Genomic DNA, 6,351 nt, shown 5'->3' on the forward strand with positions numbered 1-6,351 from the left:
TTTCCATGGGGAGCATTTTAGCATATATTCCGTAAATGTGCTAATATTTAACGGTAAAGCCGTCGTAGAACGACGGGGTTTCAGACCCAAATTTTCGATGACACCACGCTCGCTCACCGTTTTACTGCTTTCTGTTCTCTTCTGGCTGTCTAGCTGGCTTATCATCCCTACTGCTCAAGCTTTAACCCCAATTCAACTATTAGATGTATCTTATAAAGAATGTCCCCCCGAATTAGCCGAGGGGAGTGTCACCAGTGGGGGAACCAGTTTTCCGGCTAATTGTTTTTTAATCACCGGCAAAGCTAAAAATAATTCTGGAAAAACCGTCTATGATGCCGATGTTTTTGGTCGGATTTACGATGCTAACGGGGAACCAGCTTTACAAAATCGTAGCCGAGTCGGGGCAATTCCAGAAGTGCCACCGGGGATTAGTGATTTCGAGATCAGAATTTCTGTTTCTACCAATCAACCAACCCCCTTGCGACTGGAAAAATTCAAAGCTTCCGGTTTTACCAGTAGTGTTGATCCGCGGATTTAGAAACTGCTACTGACCAAACTACTGGCCCCTGTGGCTACGACACTCTGAACAACGTTGAGCAGCAGAAAAGCGAGAATCGGGGAAAAGTCCATCCCGCCTAGGGGTGGGATAATCGAGCGAAAGAGGTTTAAATAGGGATCGGTAATCGGACTGAGAAAAGACATAATCTGATAGGCCCAACCGGCATTTTGGAACCAAGTCAGTAAAACCCTAACAATTAGGATTACCGAGTAAATTTGCAGGAAATTGTTGATTATCGTCAAAATAAACCCTATATCGCTCATAAATAAATCTTTCCTCAAGAAGGCGTGATGGTTAGTTTAGCTTTGATCTTACCAAAAAAATAGTCTTTAGTTATTCTCGCCGCCCTGTCTTACTGGTTTTAACTGGCTATCGGCATTCATCGGGGTTGACGGACACCGGGTAAGAAAACTGGATACAGCAGTTATCTTAATGGTGAGGTACGAAGTTTTCCTTTTCGGGAGACTCGGATTGTTCAAGTAGTTTTTCCATAGTTAACTGACGGTCCGGATGGGAGGACACATAAAAACGATTGCATGGTATGATAGGGGTTTTGGAACTATTGTTTTAGGTCAAGATCATGGCGAAACGAATGCAGGTTATCCTCAATCAAAAAGTCAGCAAATTAGGCGAAAATGGCGATGTGGTGGAAGTGGCCCCCGGTTATGCGCGCAATTACCTTATCCCCCAAGGTGTCGCCGTTTTAGCCACCAAGGGTGCGATTAAACAGGCAGAATTTAGGAAAGAAAAAGAGCGTCAACGTCTTCTGGCCGAAAAACAAGAAGCGGAAACCAGAAAAACTGCGATCGAAAAACTCAGTCCCTACAGCATCCCTAAACAGGTGGGTGAAAACGAGGCAATTTTCGGTACTGTCACCAGTCAAGATGTGGCTACGGTTATTCTAGAAAATGCTAAATTAGAAATCGATCGCCGTGGTATTACCGTCCCCGATATCGGTCAATTGGGAGTCTATAAAGTACAAGTCAAACTCCATCCCGAAGTTAGTGCCGATATCGAAATTAAAGTAATTGCACAATAACAATTGTCGGGGCATAGTTATCAGTAATCAGTGAAAATTTATCAGAGCGATTAACTAGCTGATGGCTGATAGCTAATAGCCATTCACATCTCAAAAACTATGACTCATTCCACGGACATAAAAACCCTAGCGCGCTGGATGGCGGCGGATTTTAGTAATCAAGAACAAGCTTTTGCTAATCCGCCTTTTTTTGCCCATATTCGCGTGTGTATGCGTCCTTTGCCCGATGAATTACTGAAGGGAACCAGCTTATTTTTAGAGCAGGCCTACGATTTTATGCTCAATACTCCCTATCGTTTGCGAGTATTTAAATTGTCGGTAGTCGATGATCATATTGAACTAGAAAACTTTAAAGTTAAAGAGGAAGCTAACTTTTTTGGTGCTTCTAGAGAACCCCAGCGTCTCAAAAATCTCACCTTAGACCTATTAGAACCGATGCTGGGTTGTGATATGAATGTAACTTGGACAGGTAACAGTTTTAAAGGGGTGGTGAAACCGGGTAAACAATGTTTAGTCTTTCGCAAAGATAGAATGACTTATTTAGATAATAGTTTTGAAATTAGTGAACGGGGATTAATTAGCGTTGATCGCGGTTTAGATCCCGAAACCGATCAATTAGTCTGGGGTTCGATCGCCGGTCCCTTTGAGTTTGTGCGTCGCGCCAGTTTTGCTGAGGAAGTGTGAGAAAAATTCTCGGTTTTTAGCTATGAAAATCGCCACATGGAATGTCAACTCGATTCGCAGCCGACAAGAGCAGGTAATTAACTGGTTACAACTCAATCCCGTTGAGGTTTTGTGCTTGCAAGAAACCAAGGTAATCGATCGAGATTTTCCCAGAGAAGCTTTTGAATCTTTGGGTTATCATCTCTATATTTCTGGACAAAAAGCCTATAATGGTGTGGCGATTTTTAGCCGAAAACCCATGAGCGATATCACTATGGGATTTAGTCCAATTATCGGCGAAAATTTAACGGGAGAACTAGACGAACAGAAACGTTTAATTACTGGAGTAATCGGCGATATTCGGATTATTAATCTCTACGTTCCTAACGGTTCTTCCCTAGATAGTGATAAGTATATTTATAAGCTTAAATGGTTAGAAACTCTTAGGAAATATCTAGATAAAATTATTAATTCTCAACCTCAAGAATTATGTATCTGCGGAGATTTTAATATTGCCTTAGAAGATAAAGATATTTATGATCCCAAGGGCAAAGAAAATCATATTATGTCTTCAGCTAAAGAAAGAGAAGCTTTAGAAAAGGTCTTAGAAATTGGTTTACAAGATGCCTTTAGAAAATTCACCTCGGCAGCAGGACATTATAGTTGGTGGGATTATCGCAGCGGTGGTTTTTCTCGTAACCGAGGTTGGCGAATCGATCATCTTTATTTAACTCCTCAGCTATACGAAAAAGCCGTTAATTGTCTGATCGATCGAGAACCCAGAAAACAAGAAAAACCTAGCGATCATACCCCTGTTATTCTGGAAATATCAAACAAAAAATAGCTAAAGGATCAACCTAGACTTTGCACAGCCAGAATTTTGCTCTCTTAGCTTCCCTAACCGGGGACTTTCAGCTTGAGGATTTATTCGGTAACGAGAAAATGCTATGATTCGGGTTGAATTTACCAAGTTTATTAATTATGCGTTCTCCCCAATTAATTGTTCTATTGCTCGGTTTATCCCTTCTCCCCAGCATCTCCCCCGCTTTTGTCCACGCTAATCCCTCGATAGTGCCAGTGAAACAATCGAGTAGTAGCGATTGGGGACAAAAAATCAGCGAAGCGGAAATTAAAGCAATGATTGAAGACATTAAAACCGCTATTAAAGATAAAAATATCGCCCTAATCCTCAAACACTATGCCCCATTTATTTCCTCGCAATTGACCATTAAAACCGATGCTAGTACCGAAATTTTTGAGTTAGATGGCATCACGGAACATAAAAGATTTTTAGAGGAATCCTACAAAAATATTAAAAGTATGGAGGTTCTTTCTGAGAATTGGGATGTGGATATTCTTGCTAATGACGAGATGGCGATAATCACTCGCGAGCGGGTAGTCAATATTACCAACATCGAGGGTGATAACTATATAGTGGCATCGGCAGCGGTGGCTAAAGTCGCTCCCATCGACGGCAAATTGAGGATATTTTCCATTCAAGAAACCGCCGAAGTGGGACGCAGACCAAAAAAATAATTAGTTTCTCCGGTTGGGACTGGACCAACCCGACTCCCGGCGTCTTCGTCCCTCGATAAAACCGTCATCGTAGTCCCTGGAATTGCGCGGATTATCATAGCGGGCAAAGTTAAACCCGTCCTCTAGTCCGCGCTGAAATTCTTGCTCTGGTGGCACAAATCGATAACGTTGTCTATTATCCTGTACCGCTCGGTTGATTAACAAGGCCCCCGCTCCAATACCAACGGCCTCACCAAAGGTTAAAGACTTAGCATAATCGATGTTAATTGTCAAGAAAGTTGTTGTTAAAATTAAGGCTTTTCCCCAATGTTGACCCATAAAATCCTCCTTCAAAAAATCAAGTTGACAACAAAACCAGTACAGATACCGACTCCCCAAAAGGAAAACTTTCTACCTCACCATTACGATAACTGCTATGAGCTAGATTTAGAGGAATGGGAGTGAAAGCGAATCCCCAAGAAGACATCGTAGAGGAAACTCCAGAAATTCTTACCTTGCAGTAGGCCTAAAGACTGTTCACAATCTTTTGCGTCTAAAAGCGGTTTAGTGGCATAGTATGCCGGTTGGTATTTGTACCAGGGAATCGACGGCCAGAGATGATGCACGAGATGATAATTCTGCCCTAAAATCAGCAGATTTAAGAGAGGACTGGGGTAAACGCGGGCATTTTTCCAACGATTACGCTCTTGGAAAGGACGATGGGGGAGATAATCAAAAAATAAACCGAGGGCAATTCCCACCACTAAAGCGGGAACAAACCAAAAATTCATCACATAGCCAATAAAACCATATTGACAGGCGACGACGACTATGATAGCAACAAAAAGACGACTGAGGAACCATTCCAGCAGTTCGTATTTTCGCCAGAGTTGCCGCTTAAAAAAGAAAATCTCGTGATAAAAAAATCTGGCCGCAATCATCCACAAAGGTCCACCAGTGGAGACAAAATGATCCGGATCATTTTCGGGATCGTTAACGTGAGCGTGGTGCTGTAAATGGACTCTAGTGAAGACCGGAAAGGCAAAACCGAGCATTAAAGCACTGCCATGACCTAAAATAGCATTAAATGTCCGATTTCTATGGGCAGAATTATGAGAGGCATCGTGGATAACTGTCCCCGATAAATGTAAAGCGAGGACATTAGCACTAAAACAAATCCAGTCGGGCCAAGACCATAGCCAATAGCCACAGGTAGATAGGGTTATTAGGCTCAAGGCACTAAAAAACATGGTAACGTTTGGGTTGAAGCCCCCCGGTGCTTTTAAATACTCTTTGGGGACTGTCAGCAACATCTCGGCCGACTGCATTATGGGTGTTGCTCCTTATTGTGTTCGCTTTACTGGCGTAAATTATCATACTACGCCTTTTTCATAAAGTTTTGTAACATTATCTTAATTAATCTAAAGTTATGAGGAAAGTAAGGATTTGTTATATGGTTCCCGAAGGAAAAGCGAGGCTACAAGAGAAAATCACGGGCGCTTAACGCCAGTTTCGCACTTAAACAATTAAAAAATTCGGCTAGAGACTCGGCTTGAGAGGGGGCGATCGCCTGTTTCCCCAGCATCACCGATTCTACCCTATCCCGATCGCCGAAAATATCGATAAGACACTCCCTATCGATCTCGAATTCATCAAGTAAAGATTCTAAGGTAGCGGTAGGACTTGTTCGGGCGATCGGATAATGTTTCCGCTCGTATTCTTCCACTAATAAGACCAGTAAATCAAATAATAGTCCTTCGTCATTGATTAACTCCCGTGACATCATCCCTTCAATTATGCTTAAAAATCGCTCGTATTCTTGCGAGTTATTAATCGGTTTCGGTTGATACTGCAACAGTAAATCACCATAGGTTAATGGATTAGAAGTAGGTATCATTTTTCCAGTTCTCCTTATTGTATTTAGGGTGACTTAGAATATATTTAACGAAAATGGTTTGACGAGAATAATTGATGTCAGCGATTAAACGGTATTTGTTTCCCTTGATATTAAAAACTGTAAAATTTCCCACCGCCTCCGCTTTCGGGTAGCGACCTTGAACCTCTACTAAATTTTTCCAGTTAGCCTTACTAGCGAAGTTATACCAATCGGTCAGAGCGTCTTCTGCGTCCGAGTGGCGTTCCCAAAACTCTCGTAATTTAACTTTACTGATCACGTGCATCGATCGCTAGTTTTATTGTTCTTTTTAACCTAAATAAACATGGATCACTCTAATAATTATAGTGTATGTCAATTTGACCGATCCGAATCGAACCCCAGAAAAGCGCATCGCCCCGAATCCCCAATCGAGTAATCAATAGCTAGATGAAGTATAAGAAATATAAATAACAAAATTCTTGACAAAATGACAGGTATTGTCAGCAAATTCAATTCAGAATATGCCCCTTAAACAATCCCTTGACCAACCCCTCACCCTCGCACCAGTTGCGATCGCAATTGCCCGATTTACCGATTTATCCCCCAACGCGATCGAGCAATTACAAAGACAGCAGCACAATTAAAGCTTTTAACCACAAAGGGTGGGGAATTAGGAAAATTTCCGACCATCTCCCCACC

Annotated in this window: 11 protein-coding genes; 6 read left to right on the forward strand and 5 right to left on the reverse strand. The window is 42.0% G+C overall.

The features are described from left to right. Window positions 1–97: 97 nt before the first annotated feature. On the forward strand, window positions 98–538 hold the full coding sequence (locus BGL89_RS03520) for a hypothetical protein (RefSeq protein ID WP_286824468.1): 441 nt from the start codon (window positions 98–100) through the stop codon (window positions 536–538). Here the strand turns inward: BGL89_RS03520 and BGL89_RS03525 are convergent. Beyond that, window positions 535–822 (reverse strand): YggT family protein, encoded by a 288-nt coding sequence (locus tag BGL89_RS03525; protein ID WP_061430502.1) that lies wholly within the window; start codon window positions 820–822, stop codon window positions 535–537. The genes BGL89_RS03520 and BGL89_RS03525 overlap by 4 nt on opposite strands. 317 nt (window positions 823–1,139) lie before the next feature. Between BGL89_RS03525 and rplI the strand changes: the two genes are divergently transcribed. The 4 genes from rplI (at window position 1,140) to BGL89_RS03545 (ending at window position 3,797) form a co-directional block, all read left to right on the forward strand. Continuing rightward, window positions 1,140–1,598, forward strand: coding sequence for a 50S ribosomal protein L9 (rplI, locus tag BGL89_RS03530; protein ID WP_012264300.1), 459 nt, complete (start codon window positions 1,140–1,142; stop codon window positions 1,596–1,598). A gap of 99 nt (window positions 1,599–1,697) precedes the next feature. Continuing rightward, window positions 1,698–2,282 carry a chromophore lyase CpcT/CpeT gene (locus BGL89_RS03535; RefSeq protein WP_286824469.1) on the forward strand — a complete coding sequence of 195 codons (585 nt, stop codon included), beginning with the start codon at window positions 1,698–1,700 and terminating at the stop codon, window positions 2,280–2,282. Window positions 2,283–2,304: 22 nt separating this feature from the next. Continuing rightward, window positions 2,305–3,105, forward strand: coding sequence for an exodeoxyribonuclease III (gene xth, locus BGL89_RS03540; protein WP_286824470.1), 801 nt, complete (start codon window positions 2,305–2,307; stop codon window positions 3,103–3,105). A gap of 137 nt (window positions 3,106–3,242) precedes the next feature. Then, a complete protein-coding gene (locus BGL89_RS03545; protein WP_286824476.1) occupies window positions 3,243–3,797 on the forward strand; it encodes a hypothetical protein in 555 nt (184 codons plus the stop codon). On the opposite strand, the gene BGL89_RS03550 is transcribed toward BGL89_RS03545, so the two are convergent. From BGL89_RS03550 to BGL89_RS03565, 4 genes are all read right to left on the reverse strand, one after another. Next, window positions 3,798–4,115 (reverse strand): hypothetical protein, encoded by a 318-nt coding sequence (locus BGL89_RS03550; RefSeq protein WP_286824471.1) that lies wholly within the window; start codon window positions 4,113–4,115, stop codon window positions 3,798–3,800. 95 nt (window positions 4,116–4,210) lie between these two features. Beyond that, entirely contained in the window at window positions 4,211–5,104 is an 894-nt protein-coding gene (crtR, locus tag BGL89_RS03555) for a beta-carotene hydroxylase (RefSeq protein ID WP_286824472.1), read from the reverse strand. A gap of 149 nt (window positions 5,105–5,253) precedes the next feature. Next, window positions 5,254–5,673 (reverse strand): helix-turn-helix domain-containing protein, encoded by a 420-nt coding sequence (locus tag BGL89_RS03560; protein WP_286824473.1) that lies wholly within the window; start codon window positions 5,671–5,673, stop codon window positions 5,254–5,256. Beyond that, window positions 5,657–5,956, reverse strand: a complete 300-nt coding sequence (locus BGL89_RS03565) for a type II toxin-antitoxin system HigB family toxin (protein WP_286824474.1) — start codon at window positions 5,954–5,956, stop codon at window positions 5,657–5,659. Before BGL89_RS03565 ends, BGL89_RS03560 begins: the two co-directional genes overlap by 17 nt. A 217-nt stretch (window positions 5,957–6,173) precedes the next feature. Here BGL89_RS03565 and BGL89_RS03570 point away from each other — a divergent pair, with 217 nt between their 5' ends. After that, window positions 6,174–6,296: a hypothetical protein gene (locus tag BGL89_RS03570; RefSeq protein WP_286824475.1), complete on the forward strand. Its 123-nt coding sequence runs from the start codon at window positions 6,174–6,176 to the stop codon at window positions 6,294–6,296. Window positions 6,297–6,351: the final 55 nt, after the last annotated feature.

The sequence above is a fragment of the Microcystis sp. LSC13-02 genome (assembly GCA_002282935.1).
Lineage (GTDB): Bacteria > Cyanobacteriota > Cyanobacteriia > Cyanobacteriales > Microcystaceae > Microcystis.